Here is a 17,302-nt window from a genome sequence, read left to right as displayed (position 1 = left end):
CCCTCCTGGTGGTACTTCGCGGTTCCGGTCAGCGGCCGCGCGGCTGGCCGTTGACCAGCTGCGGAACGCTGTCCGGGTTGGCATCCTGCAGCTGTGCCGGGAGCAGATGCTGCGGGAAGTTCTGGTAGGCCACCGGGCGCACGAACCGCTCGATGGCGGCGGCACCGACCGAGGTGGTCCCCACCGCGGTGGTGGCCGGGTAGGGGCCGCCATGCTGCTGGGCGTAGGTCACCGAAACCCCGGTGGGCCACTGGTTCCACAGCACGCGTCCGGCCTTGTTCGCCAGCACCGCGACCAGCTCTTGGACGCGGTCGCCTTCTTCGCCGTGGATGGTTGCGGTCAGCTGGCCCTCGAAGGTCTGCGCCGCAGCCACCAGCTGCTGCTCGGAGTCGTATTCCACGACCAGTGCGGTCGGCCCGAAGCACTCGGCCTGCAAGGCCTGCGGATCTGCCAGCAGCTCGTCGATGCCGGTGATCAGCAAGGTGGGCGATGGCTGCTCGCCCAGCGGTTCGCCGCCCTGCGCGAGCACCTCGACACCGGGGTGCGCGGACAGCTGGTCCAGCACCTGCCCGTAGCCTTCGCGGATGCGCTGGTTCAGCAGCCCGGCCCCGGCCGGGAGCGCGGCCTCGGACAGCAACGGGCGCAAGCCCGAGCCGCGCGGGATGAACAGCGTTCCGGGCTTGGTGCACAGCTGGCCGGCGCTGGTGGTGAAGGAGCCGATGAAATCGGCGACGATCTGCTCGCCGCGTACGCTGGCAGCCTGCTCGGTGACGAACACCGGGTTGTTGCTGCCCAGCTCCCCGTAGAAGGGAATTGGTTCATCGCGGGAAACAGCCAGGTCCATCAGGGCCCGGCCCCCGGGGATGGAACCGGTGAATCCTGCGGCCTTGATCCGCGGATCCAGCAGGACGGTGCGCCCGGCTTCGGTTCCGAAGACGACCTGGAATAGCCCGTCTGGCGCGCCAGCCCCGGCCAAGGCCTCGTTGACCACCTGGGCGGTGAGCCGCGAGAGTTGAAGATGCCCATGGTGCGCCTTGACGATGACCGGGTTGCCAGCCGCCAGCGCCGAGGCGCTGTCGCCGCCGGCCACCGAGAAGGCGAAGGGGAAGTTGCTGGCCGCGAAGACCACGACCGGACCGAGCGGAATGCGGGTGCGCCGCAGATCCGGGCGGGCGGCTCCCATGGGCCACTGCGCATCGGCATGGTCGATGCGCGCGTCGAGGTATCCGCCATCGCGCAGCAGTTCCCCGAAGAAGCGCAGCTGGAAGGTGGTGCGCTTCAGTTCCCCGCGAAGACGCGGCTCGGGCAGGTTGGTCTCGGCCATGGCTACCGGAACCAGCTGGTCTGCGGCGGCATCCAGCGCATCGCCCACGGCGTCCAGGATTCCGGCTCGCTGAGCCGGGCTGGTTGCGGCCCAGGTGCCGAAGCTGTCCTGCGCAGCGGCCAGATAGCCTTCCAGCTGCTCGGTGCTGGTGTTTTCGGTAGTTGGCGCAATGCTCACGGCCATTTTCAAGCTCTTTTCTACTCTGTGTTTCGGTTCAGGAATGCGTTACGGAACTGGATTCCGGCGTGTAGTCGAAGGAGATTTCTCCCCAGCCTTCGAAGCGGCCGGTGATCGATGTGCCGGGAACCATCTTCTCGGCAGCCAGGCAACTGCCTGGCAGAATGAATTGGCCGGCCTTCAGGGTGATTCCGTATTCTGCGATGCGCCGGCATAGCCAGGCGATGGCCGATACCGGATTGCCGTGGATGGCGTTGGTGTTCCCGCGGGCCACTTCTTGGCCGTCGAATTCAATGCAACCGGGCTGGTTCGCGAGATTGACCTCGGAGAGCTTGCGCGGCTGCCCGCCGAGAATCACCCCTCCCACCGAACCGTTATCGGCCAGGGTGTCGAACAGGCCGATCTTCCAGTCCTTAATCCGGGAGTCGATGATTTCCAGTGCGGGCACCACGAAGTCGGTGGCGGCCATGACGTCCGCTGCGGTGACATGCTTGCCGCCCAGGTCCTTCTTCAGCACGAAGCCAGGTTCAAGCTCAATGAAAGGCTCGATGAAGTCGGCGGCGCTGATCGGCAGGTTCTCCGGGTAGAACTGGCTGGCCAGCAGGTAGCCGTAGTCCGGTTCATCCACCCCGAACTTGCTCTGCATGGCCTTGGCGATGTTGCCCAGCTTGAAGCCGGAGATGCTGTCTCCCGCTTCGACATTCAGCCGGATGATCTCCTGCTGCACGCGGAAGGCATCGGCCACCGTGGGGCCTGCGGAATGATCGATCAGGCTTTCCAATGGCTGGCGTGATTCCTTGGCGGAAATCAGGCGCTGGGCAGTCTGGGTAATGTTGATTGGCAAAGGGATCTCCATCCTCACCTCGGGCGGCGCGGGCCGCCGGAATGTCTTGGGCAGACGGGGCGGCGGCTTGCCTGCCGCCCCGTCGCTGCTGCTTGCTACTTCTTGATCCGCTGGTCGCCCAGATGCCAGATGCTCATGGCCGAAAGCATTTCGCGTGGATCCCAGACCACCGATTCTTCGGTGACCTTGCCATCGCAGTGGCTGATGAAGGTCGCGCCGGTCACGGTCACCGTGCGGCCGGTCGGCGGGACGCCCATGAATTCGCCGGTGTGCACCCCGGTGCTGCGCCAGTGGATTGCTGCCAGGTTGTCGTCCTCGATGGCCCGCAGGATTTCCATGTTGAAGTCGCTGAAGGCCTGGTGGGATTCGGTGATCTGGTTCAACAGGTCATCGATGCGCTCTTCGCCGGTCTTGGAGTAGCGCACGTAGTCTTCGGATACCAGATCCGCAAAAGCCGCGGTATTGCCCTTGCTCCACGCCTCGGTCCAGGCGGAGGTGATGCGTTCCAGGATTGATGCCATGATGCTAGGCCTTTGCAATTGGGGCCGGTGCCGGCCAAAGGTTGAAATCTCCGAATTTTCCGCCGCGGAAGAGCAGCGCTTCGCGCTCTGTGGCTTCCATGGTTTCCACTCCGCCGACAATCATGTAGTGGTCTCCGGCGACGACTTCCGAAAGCACTTCGCAGTCGATCCAGGCCGAGGCCCCGGCGATGCGCGGGGTGCCGTTGGCACCGATCTCGTAGTCGATGCCCTCGAACTTGTCCACGCCCTTGCGGGAGAGCGCCCGGCTGACCGGAAGCTGCTCGGTGGACAGGATGTTCGCGGTGAAGCGGCCCAGGGAGCGCAGGGTCGGCCAGGTGCTCGAGCCCTTGTCGACGCAGAAGGTGACCAGTGGCGGTTCCAGCGACAGGGACATGAAGGTTCCCACGACGAAGCCCATGGGCTTGCCGGCGGCGGTCATGCCGGTGATGGCGGTGACGCCGGTGGGCAGGGCGCCGAAGACCTTGCGGTATTCGGCCGGATCAATCCCCGTGTTCTGCGGGGTCACAATGATGGACATGGGGAACTCCTAGCTGGCTTGTGCGGTGGTCTGCTGGTTCAGTGCTGCGCCTGGGTGGTCCAGGGGCAGCCGGGCGTTGCCTTCTCCGAAGAGCGTCTCGCGCAGGGTGGACCCGGCGAAGGAGGTGCGCATGGCGCCTCGGCGCTGCAGTTCGGGAACGACGAATTCGGCGAAGTCCTTGATGTCCTGGAACTTGATGGCATTGGCCAGGTTGAAGCCGCTGGCCCCGGTCTGCTCCATCCAGGAAATTAGCTCATCCGCGCAGGTTTCCGGTCCGCCCACGATGACCGGCGAGGTGCCGCCGATGCCGATGTACTCGGCGATGTCACGGGTGGTCCAGTCCTTGGACGGGTCCATTTTCAGGAAGAAGTTCAGCATGGTCTGCCCGGCGTTCGTATCGATGTCCTTCAGCGGGACATCCGGGTCGAAGGCCGACAAGTCCACCCCGGCCCAGCTGCTGTAGCGGGCCATGGCCCCGTCGTAGGAGACCAGCTTGAGGTACTCCTCGTATTTGGCCTGCGCTTCTTCATCGGTGGCAGCGCTGATGACGGTGATCATCTGCAAGGTGGCGATGTTCTCCGGGTTGCGCCCGAATTCCAGCGCCTTGGCCTTCAGCCCGTCGACCTGCTTCTTCAGCGCTTCCTTGGTCATCGCGTTCAGGAAGACAGCCTCGGCTGTCTTGGCGGCCAGGGCCACGCCGCGCGGGGATCCGCCGGCTTGGAAGATCACCGGTGTGCGCTGCGGCGAGGGTTCGCACAGGTGGATGCCCGGAACGCTGAAGTGCTCGCCCTGGTGTTCGATATTGTGCACGCGACTGGGGTCCACGTAGGTGGAGGTCGCGGCATCGCGCAGCACTGCGTCTTCGTCCCACGAAGTCTCCCAGAGCTTCATGGCCACTGTGATGAATTCCTCGGCGCGGGCGTAGCGGTCGTCATGGGCTTCGGCGGCTTCGAGCCCGGCGATGTTCCGCGCTGCGCTGTTGGTATAAGAGGTGACGACGTTCCATCCCACTCGGCCATCGGTCAGGTGATCCAGAGTGGAGAACTTGCGGGCCAGCTTGTACGGGGCGTCGTAGGCGGTGGAGGAGGTGACGCCGAAGCTCAGGTGCTTGGTTACCGCGGCCATGGCCGGAATAAGGTATGAAGGATCATTGGCCGGGATCTGCGCGCCGTCCTTCAGGGAATCATTCACCGAGCCCTTGTAGGTCTCGTGATAGCCGTCGTTGTCGGCAAAGAAAATCCCGTCAAAGCAGGCAGCTTCGAGGAGTTTCGCGTACTCGACCCAGTAGCCGAGCGACTTGTATTCACCACCCCGGTCCTTCGGATGGCGCCATGTGCCAGCGGAAAGATGCGCCGGGCCGTTGAAGTCGAACGCGAAAACGCGCATCTCCTTTGTCATGTTGAATCCCTTCAATGTGTTCACTAGATGAACTATGTGTTTATTCAGTGATCACAGACTAGGGTGTCGAAGGCCACACCGTCAAGCGGTAAAGGAGTTCTATTTCACATGGATCGGCAATTGTGACAAGCAAGCTCGCAGGTGGGCTTTGCAGCAAAAGCCAGCCGCTTCGGATTCCTCCACGTCACTTCGCGTAGGCGAGGGATTGAAGGCATGAAATCTGGTGACGCCAAGAGAATGTTGGTGCGAGGAGGAGCCAGCGGAGCAGTCGGAGCAGTCGGAGCAGTTCTCTCGATGAGCTGACCTACGACTGCGTTTTTACCTTGGTTTGGGGACCAATTCCTTGCACGGCCGGAATGATGACTCAGCTCGCGAGGTGCAATAATGGCTGACCGAATAGACGAGTACCCACAATCCACCGGGGCAGAAGGGTGTGAATTCACCGTACGGCGTGCATGGCGCAGAGACTTGATTACCTTGGAGCGCACCGGGAATAGGCTTGGCCCAGACGCGGGCGCCTATCCCGCAGCAGAAAAATTGCTACGACAGCTGGTGCACCCTGTGCGCGGTGGACGACATGAACCGCTCATCGTGGGAGGAGAACAGCACCGCTCCCCCGCGTTCGAGTACGGAATCGATGGCCCCGTGCAGGCAGTGAAGCCCCGCCGAGTCCAGCGCTTCGGTTGGCTCGTCAAGGAGGAGCAGCTGCGGTTCGCGCACCAAAACGGTGGCCAAGGCAACGAGCCGGCGGGCCGAAGCCGGCAGCTCATAAGGATGGGTCTGCGCAAAGGATTCCAGACCCAGCTGTGCAAGCACCAACGGCACGCGGTCACGTTGGATGCTCTTCTTGGGAAGGCCAAAGGAGACCTCCCGGGCAACTGTACGCTCGAAAAGCTGGTCCGAAGGGTTCTGCAGGAGCATCCCAGCATCACCTGCCACCCGCACTTTTCCGGCAGTTGGCTTGATTAGCCCTGCTGCGGCTTTGAGCAGTGTCGTCTTGCCCGTACCGTTGGCGCCGGCCAGCCCCACGCATTCACCGGCACGGACTTCGAGGTCAAGGTTGGAGATGACCGGGGCGCTGGCGCCTTTGTATCCGAGTTGCACGCCGGCAAAGTCCAGCAGGGGCTTTGCTGCTGCGATGGATGGTCTTCTTGGCTTGGAAGGCAACGCAGTACTTCCAGCACCTTCAGATGCAGGCCGCAAAGTTCCGTCCGCCAAGTTCCACAGAGCATCCGCTTCGGCTTCCCATGATTCAGTTGTCCGGCTCAGCACCACAATCGCGGTGCCTTCGGCGCGCAGTTTCGTGATCATCGAGGTCACTGCCTTAGTTGCCTTGGAATCCAATCCGGCCAGCGGTTCATCGAGCACGATGATGGACGGTTTCGCTGCGGACAACGCGGCCAGTGCGACCAGGTGTTCCTGGCCTCCTGAAAGCTTGGCGGGGTCGCGTTCCAGCAGATGTTCCAAGGACAGCCGCGTTGAGAGCTGGGTGATGAGCTCTGTCATCTGTTCGCGTGGCATTCCTTCGTTTTCCCGGGCGAAGACCAGCTCTTCGGCAACCGTCTGGCGAATCCTCGAAAGGTAGAGGCTGGCATCCTGGGGCAGCAATCCCACATGGCTGGCCCAGCCAGCTATGTCGATTCGCGGCGAATGCTCCGGAGAATAATCGATCCGTTGCCCCGCCAGGGTGACCGTTCCCTCGCACTGGTCGGCTCCCGGCCGCGGCAGCATGCCAGCTAGTACTCCGCCCAGCGTAGACTTCCCGGATCCCGAATCCCCTGCAATGACAGTCAGGGACCCCGGGGAGAATTCCATCTCGATCTCGCGCAAGGTCTCGGAGTGCGCCTCGGAGTAGCGGAAGCTTTCCAGCCTGAGGTGCAGCACCGCCGTGATCCCGGCACATGCACGGTGCTCCATGTCCATCATGAGGCTCCCCCGATAGGCACCAGAATCGCTACCGGCACCAGCACCGAACACAGCAGGGCAACCCAGCGGACGCCCCGCTGTATCTGCGAGTCGGCGACTAGGCGCAACCTGCTGTGCTCACCACGGGCGGGAAAACCGCGTGCCGCCAGATGCACCGAGCGGTCATGGGCCTCTTGCACCGAGGAGAGCACCAGCGGCACGGCTCGCAGCCTCAGGCGCTGCAGCCAACCGGCCAAGCCACGGCCGGTTCCTGCCTTCCGCAAGGCCTGGGCTTCGCCGATGGCATGCTGCTTTTCCATCATCTGCGGAAGAAGGAACAGCGTGGATGCCAATAGGTATCCCGCCTGCGGCGGAGCCGGAGACAAATCGATGGCTGCCACCAACTGGTGCTTGTCGATCAGCAAACCGCAAAGCAAACCGGCCACCACCAGCACGGCGGTACGCAAAGCCAGGGCCATGGCGATCTCCACTCCCCCAAGCGTCAAGCTGATTGGTCCCCAGGCCGCGATCACCGCCGAAGTTTCCTGCGAAGCCAGTCCATGGATCATCAGCAAGGACAGGAGAGTAGGAAGCATGATGGCACCGCTGAGCGCCGCGAGTTTACGGGCCTTGCCCGCAACCGCGCCAATGACAAGGCAAAGGACTATCACCGCACAGGTCAGCCACCAGCGGCTGGCAGCTGTGGCCACCGAAATGGTGAGCACGGCTAGGCAAAGCACGGTAAAAGGATGCAGGTCAGCGATGCGGCGCTTCATTAGTGGCCTACTCGTTTCCGCTCTTGCCCAGCACCTTGTAGCGGCGGATGAATTCGAAAGAACTGCTCAGGCGCTTCGGCAAAGCGAAGACCAACAGCGCTGCGATGAGGAAGACAATTGCCTTGTCTCCTGGGTCGGAGATCAGGGCCTGCTTGGTGACTGCGGAGAGCAGCGAATCACCCATGGAGCGGAAGGCCGCAACCACTGCGCCGGTACCGACTCCCGAGGTGCCGCCGTAGACGAAGGCAGCCACCGGGGAAGAGACTACGCCAACCAGTACACCGGAAACCAGGCCCGCGATTGGGGCCAGATATGGCCGGCGCAAAGCGCCGTAGCGAGCGACGGTTCCCGCAAGGAAACCGACCAGCGCGGCTCCGGCAGCAAATGGCAAGACGGTGGGGGCAAACAGCGACCAGATCAGCGTGCTGAGCACGCCGGTGGCGGCACCAGCACGGCGGCCGGCCAGGAAGCCCACGAGAACAGTACCGATGGAATCCAGGTAGAGCGGGACCATGACGGACCCGACGAATTGGCCCAGGATGATGTTCAGTGCCAGCGCGACCGGGATCAGCGTCAGAGCGGAGACCGGCAGATCCGGCAGCACAGCGAGCAGCAGCAGGACGGCTGCAGTCAGGTAGGCGGCGAAAGTTGCCAAGGCAACTCCCTGTCCCAAGCCCTCGACGATTCCCGCGGGTTGGGTGATGACCAGGAACAGGTAGGTTCCCACGAGCAGCAGGGTTCCAGCGGCGCCGAGCACCCTGCGGCGCAGGAGCTGGGTCGCTGATGCTTCGGGCAAAAGAAGGTTCGGTGACATGATGAGGCAATCCTGGGGATACGAGTTTGGCTGCGCGCAGGATTGCTCCCGCAACGCGCGAATGGCGGGTCTATGTCACCTCGACCCGGTAGACGATTCTAGCCCACCTGCCTGTGCTCAGGAATTCTCGTTGAGTTTCCTTGCCAGCGCACCGACACGCTGGACCAGCTCGGCAAACCCTGCCTCAGGATCATTTGCCACAACCACCTGGGCATTCGCCGGCTTGCCCCACAGCCCGCGGAAATCGGCCACGGTTGTACCAAAGAGCAATTGTGATTCTGTCTCAACGTCCACCGTTGCGGGGCGGGTTTCATAATCGAGGGTTCCCGCGGCAACGCCAGCGGCAAAGTAGTCGTGCACGTGGGCGATATAGCCCTGGTCGTAGTGCCTGTGGAATTCGAAGTAGAACCGCAGGGCGTCGGAGAGGTAACGCACCAGCGGATTGGAGGACTTGCTCAGGGTCCCTTCCGGGTCGCTAGCCTGGACGATCTCTGGTTCAGCGCATCCAGCTTCTTCGGAGAGCTTCGTCAGGAAGTCCGGCTGCATTTCGAAGCGTTCCGTGGTGTCCAGCGAACAGACGATCGGCAACTTCGAAGAGTCCAATCCTTGTTCAGCGGCAGCCGTGTAAGCAGCAAAGACCTCCTTTGCCGCATGCGGGTCCACGTGAGTGTTCCACTCAGCGGTAGGCGTGGTGTTGCCTTGGTAGTAGAAGGCGCCGCCCATGATCACTACCTTGCGCAGCATCCAGGGGAGGCGTGGTTCGCGGCGAAGTGCCAGAGCGAAGTTGGTCAGTGGCGCGGTCAGAAGTACAGTCAGTTCGCCCGAGTTGCTCCGTGCAGCGTCGATCCAATAATCGATGGCATCGGCACCCTCCAACACAGAGGATTCCGGGTCTGGGAGCGTTGCATAGCCAACACCTTGTGGCCCGTGGGTTTCCGGCGTCGTCACTAGGGGGACCTCTAGGGGCTCGCGTACGCCAATGAGCACAGGAATGTCCGACTTTCCGCAGAGCGTAAGTAGTGCGCGATTGTTCGCAGCGACCTGCTCGACTTCGACGTTGCCCGGGGTACTTGTAACAGCCTCTATCCAGACATGCTCGAGCGAGCAGAGATGGGCCAGCGCCAAGGCATCATCTATGCCGGTGTCGCAGTCAACTAGAAGACGGACGAGATCCACGAATTACCTCCCAACACACCTCAATATTTCATTGAGCCTCAGAAAAGACGACATTTAGTATTTGACTATGCAACAGGTCCGCGCGCAAGTAAGGACTACGCCGTGTATGTATCCGGCGAGATCTGAACGGTTGGGACTATCGCAATTAGATGATCAGGCTAGCCAAAGATTGGAAGCTTTGAGAGTTCTTCAAAATTAGTGGTGCAATACCGGTCTAACCCGCCAGGCTTCAACAGGGATCTCACTATGAAATTCGCGAGGATTCTGAATCCCAAAGCCGAACCGCCAAGATTCTCCAACCGCCCAATGATCACCTCGTTCGGCTCGATCGACGAACCCACATGACCAAAATACGCCAAAATATCCAAAGCCCGCTTCGTCAACGTTGTCACCAATGCCGTCAACTCGATTGAATCCTGAGGCAAGACCGCTGCCAGCCATGGGTCAATTCCCACAACCGTTCTTTCCCCACCTGTAGCGGGGAGCCTGGCAATCGGCCACCAAGCGCTGCTGCACCTGCCACGTCGCTTCAACTACTTAATGGCTTAGTACAGCAAACCACGCCTCCAGCTAGCATTCCCCGTCGTTGAGCAGTTCGTCACCGATCTGCAGCGTCTTTGGTACCCGAGACAACGGTTCCTTGCTCCGGTCCCGCCGGGTCAGGGTCTCAAATTTGAATCGATGTCAGGCTTTCTCCAACGCAGTCCCTACCAGCTTCACCATGTGGAACGGATCCAGCCCTTCCACCACTAGTAGCAGCTATTCCACCGCCGCGGTCTTGAACCCGGCGGTCCCGTCCGTCGCAACAATCTGCACCCCGGCACGCCAGGCATGCTCCCGGTGTTGCAGACAGGAATTAAAAACCTGCTTCGACCGTCCATGGACCATGCTGTACAGCAGACGTATTTGGAAGCACCTGTGCGCCCATCGGATAGCACTGATGTAACGATCGGGTAGCGCATCAATGCAACCCGAGCAGAGCTGGCCCGAAGCACGAAAAGTCCATTGGATACGATGCGCGGGCAAAGTCCTCCGAACCGGGCTCATGGCGACCACCATGGGCAAGCTGCGGCATTCTCTCGGCTTCTGGTCGGCAATGCGAAGCATTGAGACGAAAGCCGAAGATGAGCAAGTCTCAGCCGGTCAAGCCCAACGCGGTTGGGTCGACAGGCGAAGCTTCCCGCAGACGCTTCCATGCCGTGATACCCGGAATGACTCTGGAGCGGGCTGGGCCGCCCCAAGGACGCGTCTTCTACGCTGGTCGGTTATCGGTTGTATCGGATCTTCGGTGCCCCGTGCAGCTATTGGGCCCGCGAGGTGAAGATTTCCGGGTGCTATCCGAATCGCGCACGCATGCTTCACTTTCGATACACATGCGCTGCCAACTGCGTCTGCTGAACACCATGCCCAGCATTCATGCTGGTCCTATCCACTGATGCACCGGGGTTAGGGCAATGATGACGGTGGCGTAACTCTAGTCCTGGAAAACTTTGCATTCTATGACCGCGCGGGTTTCGGTGACGTGCTGTCGTGTGGAGATCAGATCTGGGGATAGTAGGTGGCATTGTTCATCAAGGGGAGCAAACTACAGTGTTCACGCAGGAATTTTCATTCTCGTGATGCCCTCGGCTTTATCCGGACCGTGGCGCACCACCTGCTTTCCGGAATACGTTTAAGCTAATACGGTCTAAAATTTCGAAGGGAAGGTAATATCTCATTGAATCTCCAGACGATACTTGCAAATCATCTATATTGAGCATTAGCTTGTTACAGAAGACAAACAAGCAAAGTCATCCAGCCTTGAATTTCAGGATTACAGTACATTGAATATTCACGATAAAATTAAAAACGAATTAAAAAAGGGGAACTATGAGCCGTACCTCAGGCATATCAGGTTCCCTCTTTATAAGAATATAACCCCTAACACAAAGATTGAATTCACCCATCCCATTACAGCCATAGTAGGACCCAATGGTGCAAGTAAAACATCAATCCTTCGAGCCATTGAAGCCTGCCCCGATCAGGTTAGTCTTGGAAATTATTGGTTCACAACATCCCTGGACCCAATCTCACCTTCACAACGCTACCGTTACATCCATGGCTATAATGCAGGCAGTAACAGACTAGTCGAATCCGTCAAATCTAGAATATCAAGAACTGGCAATCCTGATATCTGGGAACCCTCCCGCCCATTAACAGGCCCTGATGACCAAATGGAGCGAATGCCGGATATTGGTGATACCGAAGAAGCCGATTTAGATTTTCGCGTGAAAACCAGATGGAAAGCCATCGACAAAAACGTGAAATATATTGACTTCAGAAAAGATATACCTGCCTTTGATTTATTTTACCACTTTAATTACAACGGAAAATATGAGACAACCCTTAAACGTAAGGATTTCCTGCGAACTCGCGCTGAGAAAGTATCCAAAATTTTCGATGAAAACTTAAGCAATTTCATATACTATAAGTTAGAGAGAGTGGTGGAACGGCCCGTCACTTTTTCCGCGGAAGAGGTGGCTGCTATTGAGAAAATACTTCAGAAAAAATATTCTCAAATCGATTCACTTAAGCATTCACTCTATGGGATGGAAGGTCACACCATCCGCCTTCATTCCCCCAATCAGGACTACACGGAAGCTTTTGCTGGTAGTGGAGAGTATGCGGTAGTAATGCTTGTACGGGAGATTATTTCTGCACCCAAAAATTCCTTAATAATCTTAGACGAACCGGAGGTCTCACTCCACCCAGGTGCTCAGCATAAACTTATGGAATTTATCTCGCAACAATGTGTTAAGAATAAGATTCAGTTTGTATTGGCAACGCATTCTAACGAAATAATACGAGATCTCCCGAGTGACGCAATCAAGGTTCTGAGCAATAATCCTGCGACCAACCTTACTGAACTGTTGTCACAGTCCTGCGTGCCCGATGAAGCCTTTAGAGTCTTGGGGTTGGATGTACCAAGTAAGGTAATTTATGTTGAGGATAAACTCGCGCAAGCCATCGTTGAGTTTGCAATTAAATGTATCGGCCCTGGTTACGGTAAAGCAGAGGTCCGACCGCTCGGCGGTGCTGATTCCATTATGGGAAAATTCGTGCCTCTGCTTGCGCGTTCCAATAATAAGAGCCTCGTCATACTTGATGGTGACCAGGAAAAATTTATACTCAATAGTTCAACGGAAGAATACTATGTAGGTCTCAATACAAGCGAAGATTTCGTGCAGCCCGAACACGTTAGCACGAACACTCATGCTTGCACTTCGGACTGCGATATAATGAAGAGCATTGAGTGGGTCAGTACTTGGCCTCGGGAACCGCATGAAATACCAGCTAATCTCAAACGCCTCCCGAGGAAGCTAGATGAGCTAAGCGATAGCAAGGTTGAACTAGAGTTAAGTCGGCTTTCTATTACAAACAGCCTCCTGACATTCAGTGGCGGCGCGCAAGGAAAGCGAGAGTCACTAACAAATGGAAAAGAGATAATACAATGGATACGCTCAAATGTTAAATACCTCCCTTTCCAAACCCCTGAAATTTTTTTGGCTGAGGCCGCATTCAATATTAAGTCATTAAACAGAGAAAATTTTGCGAATAAGTCAAATAAGGATATTTGGGTAAAACGTGCATTAGATATCTTTATTGACCGAACTGCTGAAGATTTGTCTAGTGAAGATATTTTGTCAGCGCAAAGAATGCATATTAGAGATGTTAAGGACACCAAGGAGTTCTTTGACCTCATGGAGACTATAAAAGAATTTCTGTCCTGAAAGTTTATACATGAAAAACCTTGGAAGCATCGACAAATATAAGGTTGTTGACTTTTTCTCCGGATGTGGCGGGACTAGCTCCGGGTTCGAAGCAGCTGGTTTCGAAGTTCTTGCTGGAATCGACAATGATCCATCGGCAGCAACAACCTTTCGGCAGAATTTCCCTGATGCTTTATTTTTAGAAAAAGATATAAATGATTTGATGGTTGACGAGGTGAAAGCGATTGTTGGTGTTCCAGAACGGACTCTTTTCGCTGGCTGCGCGCCATGCCAACCTTTCTCCAAACAACAGCAGTATTCGGATTCCTCGGATCCTCGTCGCGGCTTGCTTTTGCATTTTTTGAAGTTCATACAAGGCATCAAACCTGCTTTTGTTTTCGTAGAAAACGTTCCAGGAATACAAAAAGCTGATTTAGACAATGGTCCTTTTGCGTTATTCGTAAGAGGCCTATTGGACAATGGATACAATATTGAATATCGAGTAGTAAAATCCAGTGATTTTGGTGTTCCTCAAACGCGAAAACGGCTCATGTTGATGGCTTCTCTTTATACCGAGATCTCAATCCCTCAACCAACTCACGGCGACTTACTACAGCCTTTAGTTACCGTTCGAGATGCGATTGGTTCTCTGCCTCCAATTGCAGCGGGAGAGCAATGCGAAGATGATCCAGATCATCAATCCGCGAATCTCTCGCAAAAAAACCTCGAAAGAATAAAGGCAACTGCCGAAGGAAAAGGGCGGGAATCGTGGCCTGAGGAATTAATGCTTGAATGCCATCGAACTCACCTGGGACATAGTGATGTGTACGGTCGGCTCGCGTGGGACCGTCTTGCATCCGGGCTGACCACAAAATGCATCAGTTATTCGAATGGTCGTTTTGGCCATCCCGAACAAGACAGGGCTCTCAGCGTCCGTGAAGCAGCTCTATTGCAAACGTTTCCCCCAACCTTTCGATTCTTTGGAGGTATCTCGCACAAAGCAAAACAAGTTGGGAATGCAGTACCACCTTTACTAGCCCAGCGTGTTGGAGAGGCCTTCCTTAAATCTGCTGCGTCGAAAACCTAATTTCAATCCATCGTTTGTTAATTCTGCAGAACCACGGAAGAGTCGAATTCTCACTATTCGCAGGTTCATTCTGTACCAGGTGGTCCAGCATTGGAGGACAGAAATATATGTATCTAAAAAAATTTGAATTTCAAGTAATGGATATGACGATCGACTTTTCTATTCTTTTGCCGAATAGGGGTTGAAGGTACTTCAGTTCCAGCGTGTTGGTACCGTTATTCCACCCTCATGGAACTGTAAGAATGCCATTGACGCACTGTGCTTCCTGCGACAACAAGTAAGCATCGAATGCAGCGCGGCCTATAGAACACCACCCCGGCCACTGCTGCACTACACAAGACATGGAATGTCCATACTGCCTCGTTGAGTCTCCTCAGCGAACTCGATTTGCCTCGCTGACGACATCGCAAGTCGTTTCGCCGAGGTAACCCAGGCGCAATGGTCGCACACCGGATGTCCCCGCGCCCTGTGAAGGCAGGCCCGAAGCGTGTTCCCACGAGCTGCCTTTGCGAGGGGCTGGGCTCAGCCCACGCACCGCAGCAGAGGTAGATTGAGTCTTCACGCCTGGGTATCTGGAAGCACGCCTGCTGAACGACCCGGAAAGCGGCGTGAAGTTGTTGGCCTGATCGGTAGTGGCGTTCATCAGACCGCCGGCAGTACCAGCAACCCGTTATCGGAGTACCCGATCGGAGGAATGGAGCGGTACCCAGTAGCCGGAACAGCCGTACCAACTCGCACTATTCGGCACTTTTGAGCTGATGTTCATTTTTCCAATTTCGCGAATAGGTAATCCGATGAATTTTCTGATCAATCAATGTCATGACTTAGAGTTGACGTAAAGGCAGTACTTTGGCGTGAGAAAAGCGTCTGAGCAGGCTAGGTCAAACACTTCGTCCTCCGATCCGAGCCGTGAACACTCGGCGGTCATGTCAATCAACTGAATATTATCAGCTACGCGCTATTTTCAGTTATTCGATAGCTTATCTACTCTAACTCACCCTGTTTGGCGGCGTGGATGTGGATCCTGCCAACTACGGGCATCAACCGCACCCGCGCACGGCGGCACAGCCGGAGCGGGACCTGCACGACATGGCTTTGGCCGCCGCCGCGCTGGAGCGGGCCGTTCCGCTGTTCGCCATCTGCCGTGGCGCCCAGGTGCTCAACGTGCAGCAGGGCGGAACCCTGAACCAGCACCTGCCCGATGTCCTTCCGGATGCTGCCGAAAAGTACCAGCCAGCTCCCGGGGTCTTCGGCACAGTGGATTTCACCACCGCGCAGGGTTCTCTGGCGGAGCAGATCCTGGGCAACCAGGCCAGTGCTCCGTGCTACCACCACCAGTCCCTGCAGGAGGTAGCCAAAGGCCTTGAGGTCACCGCCCGCGCCAGCGACGGGACGGTGGAAATCGTTGAAATGCCGCAGGCCCGAGGCTGGGTTCTGGGCACGCAATTCCACCCGGAAGAGAACTTGGAAGATATCCGGCTCATGCAGGCTTTCATCCAGGCTGCGCATGACTACGCCACCAGCAAATCTATTTCGACACCACAGGAAGCGCTATGAGCACTGATACCGCAGTGAAAGACACCTTTACCGTGATCAACCCGGCGACTGGGCAAGCAGTCCAGGACGTCGCGCTGGCTGATACCGCGCAGGCGGATGCCGCAATTGCCCGGGCCTCCGAGGCTTTTCCCGCCTGGAGCCAGGTCGCTCCTGCTGAGCGCGCCGCGCTGCTGCGCAGATTCGCGGCCGCAGTAGACCGCGATCTGGAGAATCTGGCCCAGCTGGAAGTGCTCAATGCCGGGCACACCATCGGCAACGCCCGCTGGGAGGCCGGAAACGTCAGGGATGTGCTGAACTACTACGCAGCAGCCCCGGAACGGAACTTCGGCAAGCAGATTCCCGTCGCAGGCGGAGTGAACGTTACCTTCCACGAACCGCTGGGTGTCGTTGGGATCATCGTTCCATGGAATTTCCCCATGCCGATCGCGGCGTGGGGGTTCGCCCCAGCACTGGCCGCGGGCAATACTGTCGTGCTCAAGCCAGCGGAACTGACACCCTTGACCGCCATCCGCCTGGGCGAGTTGGCCCGCGAGGTCGGTATCCCCGAGGGTGTCTTCACCGTCATCCCGGGCAAGGGCTCGGTAGTCGGCGAGCGCTTTGTCACCCATCCCGACGTCCGCAAGGTTGTTTTCACCGGTTCCACCCAAGTGGGCCAGGGCATCATGCGCGGATGCGCGGACCAGCTGAAGCGTGTCACCCTGGAGCTGGGCGGCAAGAGCGCCAATATCATCTTCGCCGATGCCGACCTCGACAAGGCAGCCGCCCAGGCACCGGGCGGTGTCTTCGACAACGCCGGACAGGACTGCTGCGCACGCTCCCGGATCCTGGTGCAGCGCAGCGTTCTGGATGCGTTCATGGAGCGATTCACCCAGGCCGTCGCGGCGGTTACTGTCGGGGATCCGAGCGACGAAGCTACGGTGATGGGCCCTTTGGTCTCCGCCAAGCAATTGAAAACGGTGTCTTCGTTCCTGCTCGATGAACAGGGAAACCCCCGCAGCGATATCGCCTACCAGGGAAAGATCCCCCAGGGCGAGGGTTACTGGTTCCCGCCTACGGTCGTGGTTCCCGAAGATCCGCAGGACCGGATCCTGCGCGAAGAGATTTTCGGCCCGATCGTTGCGGTAATCCCATTCGAGGACGAGGCCGATGCCATCCGCATTGCCAATGACTCGGAGTACGGGCTCTCCGGATCCATCTGGACCCGGGATGTGGGCCGCGCCCTGCGCGTGGCCCGCGCAGTCGAGGCCGGGAACCTGTCGGTGAACTCCCATTCCTCGGTGCGCTATTCCACTCCTTTCGGCGGCTACAAGAAATCCGGACTCGGCCGCGAGCTGGGACCAGATGCTCTCGAAGCCTTCAGCGAGGTCAAGAACGTCTTCATTGACACCGAAAGCTGATTTATCGCAAAGCATCATCCAACTAAAACAAATCACTAG

Annotated in this window: 14 protein-coding genes; 4 read left to right on the top strand and 10 right to left on the bottom strand. The window is 57.8% G+C overall.

Annotated elements, in window-relative coordinates; translation table 11 throughout:
• Positions 1–28: 28 nt before the first annotated feature.
• From ACIOTN_RS07090 to ACIOTN_RS07045, 10 genes are all read right to left on the bottom strand, one after another.
• Complete coding sequence (locus ACIOTN_RS07090; RefSeq protein ID WP_402735031.1) at positions 29–1,501, bottom strand: aldehyde dehydrogenase (NADP(+)); 1,473 nt, start codon at positions 1,499–1,501, stop codon at positions 29–31.
• Positions 1,502–1,538: 37 nt separating this feature from the next.
• Positions 1,539–2,345: a 2-keto-4-pentenoate hydratase gene (locus tag ACIOTN_RS07085; RefSeq protein WP_402735030.1), complete on the bottom strand. Its 807-nt coding sequence runs from the start codon at positions 2,343–2,345 to the stop codon at positions 1,539–1,541.
• Between the two features lie 95 nt (positions 2,346–2,440).
• On the bottom strand, positions 2,441–2,866 hold the full coding sequence (locus tag ACIOTN_RS07080; protein ID WP_332489374.1) for an ester cyclase: 426 nt from the start codon (positions 2,864–2,866) through the stop codon (positions 2,441–2,443).
• 4 nt (positions 2,867–2,870) lie between these two features.
• Entirely contained in the window at positions 2,871–3,404 is a 534-nt protein-coding gene (locus tag ACIOTN_RS07075; RefSeq protein ID WP_402735029.1) for a flavin reductase family protein, read from the bottom strand.
• Positions 3,405–3,413: 9 nt separating this feature from the next.
• Positions 3,414–4,802 (bottom strand): LLM class flavin-dependent oxidoreductase, encoded by a 1,389-nt coding sequence (locus ACIOTN_RS07070; RefSeq protein WP_402735028.1) that lies wholly within the window; start codon positions 4,800–4,802, stop codon positions 3,414–3,416.
• A gap of 540 nt (positions 4,803–5,342) precedes the next feature.
• Positions 5,343–6,728: an ABC transporter ATP-binding protein gene (locus ACIOTN_RS07065; RefSeq protein WP_402735027.1), complete on the bottom strand. Its 1,386-nt coding sequence runs from the start codon at positions 6,726–6,728 to the stop codon at positions 5,343–5,345.
• Positions 6,725–7,483 carry an energy-coupling factor transporter transmembrane component T family protein gene (locus ACIOTN_RS07060; protein ID WP_402735026.1) on the bottom strand — a complete coding sequence of 253 codons (759 nt, stop codon included), beginning with the start codon at positions 7,481–7,483 and terminating at the stop codon, positions 6,725–6,727. Before ACIOTN_RS07060 ends, ACIOTN_RS07065 begins: the two co-directional genes overlap by 4 nt.
• Positions 7,484–7,490: 7 nt before the next feature.
• Positions 7,491–8,297, bottom strand: a complete 807-nt coding sequence (locus ACIOTN_RS07055) for an ECF transporter S component (RefSeq protein ID WP_402735025.1) — start codon at positions 8,295–8,297, stop codon at positions 7,491–7,493.
• A gap of 117 nt (positions 8,298–8,414) precedes the next feature.
• Positions 8,415–9,473, bottom strand: a complete 1,059-nt coding sequence (locus tag ACIOTN_RS07050) for a nucleoside hydrolase (RefSeq protein ID WP_402735024.1) — start codon at positions 9,471–9,473, stop codon at positions 8,415–8,417.
• A 158-nt stretch (positions 9,474–9,631) separates the two neighbouring features.
• Positions 9,632–9,928, bottom strand: coding sequence for a hypothetical protein (locus ACIOTN_RS07045; protein ID WP_402735023.1), 297 nt, complete (start codon positions 9,926–9,928; stop codon positions 9,632–9,634).
• Between the two features lie 1,368 nt (positions 9,929–11,296).
• Here ACIOTN_RS07045 and ACIOTN_RS07040 point away from each other — a divergent pair.
• The 4 genes from ACIOTN_RS07040 to ACIOTN_RS07025 all read left to right on the top strand — a co-directional run bounded on the left by ACIOTN_RS07040 (position 11,297) and on the right by ACIOTN_RS07025 (position 17,263).
• Positions 11,297–13,243: an ATP-dependent nuclease gene (locus ACIOTN_RS07040; protein WP_402735022.1), complete on the top strand. Its 1,947-nt coding sequence runs from the start codon at positions 11,297–11,299 to the stop codon at positions 13,241–13,243.
• Positions 13,244–13,253: 10 nt separating this feature from the next.
• The gene (locus ACIOTN_RS07035) at positions 13,254–14,309 is read left to right on the top strand and encodes a DNA cytosine methyltransferase (protein WP_402735021.1); all 1,056 of its coding nucleotides are present in this window, start codon (positions 13,254–13,256) and stop codon (positions 14,307–14,309) included.
• 999 nt (positions 14,310–15,308) lie between these two features.
• Positions 15,309–15,866, top strand: coding sequence for a gamma-glutamyl-gamma-aminobutyrate hydrolase family protein (locus ACIOTN_RS07030; protein WP_402735203.1), 558 nt, complete (start codon positions 15,309–15,311; stop codon positions 15,864–15,866).
• Positions 15,863–17,263 (top strand): aldehyde dehydrogenase family protein, encoded by a 1,401-nt coding sequence (locus tag ACIOTN_RS07025; RefSeq protein WP_402735020.1) that lies wholly within the window; start codon positions 15,863–15,865, stop codon positions 17,261–17,263. The genes ACIOTN_RS07030 and ACIOTN_RS07025 overlap by 4 nt, the downstream gene beginning before the upstream one ends.
• The last annotated feature ends 39 nt before the right edge of the window (positions 17,264–17,302 follow it).

Origin of the sequence: Glutamicibacter sp. NPDC087661, assembly GCF_044743275.1 — a bacterium.
Lineage (GTDB): Bacteria > Actinomycetota > Actinomycetes > Actinomycetales > Micrococcaceae > Glutamicibacter.
Note: the sequence above shows the minus strand (reverse complement) of the source record. Positions and strands in the feature narration are given on the sequence as shown.

What these genes read in the sequence shown, in the direction of transcription:
- ACIOTN_RS07075 (WP_402735029.1), bottom strand. Translation starts at nt 3,404, where the DNA reads ATGTCCATCATTGTGACCCCGCAGAACACGGGGATTGATCCGGCCGAA.
- ACIOTN_RS07060 (WP_402735026.1), bottom strand. Translation starts at nt 7,483, where the DNA reads ATGAAGCGCCGCATCGCTGACCTGCATCCTTTTACCGTGCTTTGCCTA.
- ACIOTN_RS07035 (WP_402735021.1), top strand. Translation starts at nt 13,254, where the DNA reads ATGAAAAACCTTGGAAGCATCGACAAATATAAGGTTGTTGACTTTTTC.
- ACIOTN_RS07065 (WP_402735027.1), bottom strand. Translation starts at nt 6,728, where the DNA reads ATGATGGACATGGAGCACCGTGCATGTGCCGGGATCACGGCGGTGCTG.
- ACIOTN_RS07070 (WP_402735028.1), bottom strand. Translation starts at nt 4,802, where the DNA reads ATGACAAAGGAGATGCGCGTTTTCGCGTTCGACTTCAACGGCCCGGCG.
- ACIOTN_RS07055 (WP_402735025.1), bottom strand. Translation starts at nt 8,297, where the DNA reads ATGTCACCGAACCTTCTTTTGCCCGAAGCATCAGCGACCCAGCTCCTG.
- ACIOTN_RS07080 (WP_332489374.1), bottom strand. Translation starts at nt 2,866, where the DNA reads ATGGCATCAATCCTGGAACGCATCACCTCCGCCTGGACCGAGGCGTGG.
- ACIOTN_RS07025 (WP_402735020.1), top strand. Translation starts at nt 15,863, where the DNA reads ATGAGCACTGATACCGCAGTGAAAGACACCTTTACCGTGATCAACCCG.